This is a genomic window from Devosia sp. LC5, assembly GCF_000735585.1.
GTDB lineage: Bacteria > Pseudomonadota > Alphaproteobacteria > Rhizobiales > Devosiaceae > Devosia.
The window spans coordinates 1-1,718 of the sequence record NZ_JNNO01000039.1 but is presented as its reverse complement, the minus strand read 5'-3'; the positions used below and the strand labels follow the sequence as shown (position 1 = coordinate 1,718).

General features: G+C 67.3%; 2 protein-coding genes and 1 pseudogene. All 3 read right to left on the bottom strand.

The window, feature by feature from the left end; genetic code table 11:
- Window positions 1–895: pseudogene (locus FF80_RS16050) on the bottom strand (hypothetical protein); the annotation flags it as partial.
- Between the two features lie 91 nt (window positions 896–986).
- The gene (locus FF80_RS16045) at window positions 987–1,409 is read right to left on the bottom strand and encodes an NlpC/P60 family protein (RefSeq protein WP_035102447.1); all 423 of its coding nucleotides are present in this window, start codon (window positions 1,407–1,409) and stop codon (window positions 987–989) included.
- Window positions 1,406–1,718: phage BR0599 family protein (locus tag FF80_RS16040; RefSeq protein ID WP_035102445.1), on the bottom strand; the 313-nt coding region annotated here is incomplete at its 5' end. The genes FF80_RS16045 and FF80_RS16040, both read right to left, overlap by 4 nt.

Below are 1,718 nucleotides of genomic sequence, written 5' to 3'. Positions count from 1 at the left end.
GTCCCAGCCCGCCCACGCTCCATGTGACACCGCGCACATCCCGCGCCGCGCTTTCAACCCGCGGCCCAACCACGCAATTGCCGGCGCGCAGGTCGTCGCCAAACCAGGCCACCACCAGCGCCACATGTTCCAGGTTGGGGCATAGCGCCACCAGTTCGTCGATCGAGCAGGTCCAGTCGCTACTGCCCCGCGCCACATGGGTATTCTCGCCCCAGGTACTGCCCGGCCCCACGACCCGCACACGGGGGCTGGGATCATAGCCAAATTCGGTCGCCCCCGGGATCACCGTCACCGCCCGGATATTGGGCTCCAGCTCCCCCACCAGCCGGCACAATTCCACCGACAATTGCGGGATGCGATTGCCGAATTTGCTCAGCGGCAATTGCTCGACCACCAGATAGCAAATCCCGCGATAGGCCGGTGCATCCCCCTGCGTCGCCTCGATCAGCCCATCGGGCAGCTGGTCCTCCGTGCCGCGATAAAACCGCAGCGTCAGCCCTTCGGTATCGAGCAATTGCCCATCGGCCCAGATGCGCCCCAGCCGCTGCACCTCGCCCTCGCAGAAGGCCACGGCAAAGCTGGCACCCACCTCGTCCTCGCCCTGCTGGCCCATGCCCTTGGCCCCGCCGCCATCGCCCAGCAGTTCCAGCTCGCGCGCCCAGATGATATTGCCCGAAAGCCGGCTCCACCCATAAAGCCGCGGCACCACCCCGCCCTCGGACGAGCCCTGCAGCCGCAGGTCATTGGCGCTGGCACTGGCCTTTTCGCCAAACAGCATGCCATCGATGGCACTCCCCGCCATCGCCCCCAGCGCCCGCCCCAGCGTTGCGCCAAACGGCCCGCCCACCAGCGCACCCGCAACCTGTCCAGCCAGCGAAAGCGCAAGCGTTGCCATGTCGGCTTCTCCATTTCAAAAATACCACAGGCCGCCCCACCTTCTCCCCTTGAGGGAGAAGGCCCGAAGGGTGGATGAGGGGTTTCTTTCTTCAGGCGCCGGGAAACCAGAACCGCCTACTCACCCTGCGCGCCCAGGCCTCGGTCAAATTCGCCTCGACCACGCCCAGCCGCTCCTGCGCATGGATAAACCGCCGGGGCCCCAGCAAAATCCCGCAATGCTTGGCCTCGGCCATCCCGCTCAGCCGGAACAGCACCACCTGCCCCGCGGCAAGCGCGCCATCCGCCGGCACCAGCAACAGCTCCGCCGCCGCCCGCAACGCTCCGGCATGAGCCGGGTCCCGCATATCCGCCCGATAAGCCGGCATCGCCATGGGCTCCGCCCCATAGAGCGCCCGCCAAACGCCGCGCAGCAGGCCCAGGCAATCACACCCCGCACCCAGCGTCGCCGCCTGATGCCGATAGGGTGTGCCCAGCCATGCCCGCGCCGCGCTCACCACCGCATCGGGGCTCATTTCACCACCGCCCGCCCATCCAGCGCATCGCCATTGCGCGGATGGCGCAGCACATAATCGCTGCCCGGAATATGCGGAAAACCGCGGAAATTGACCGCATTGGCAAACTTGGCCTTGCAAGTAGCAAACCGCCGATCGCACCCCGCCGTCACCACGAGCGTATCGCCCGGGCCCACCCAGTCCCCCAGCTTCACCGCAAAGCCCAGCACATCGCGCCCATGGCTCATCACCCCATCGCTCAGCCCGCTGCGCCGCCCCGAGCCCCACACCGCCTTGCCAAACCCAAACCAGCCATCGGCAAACCCACCC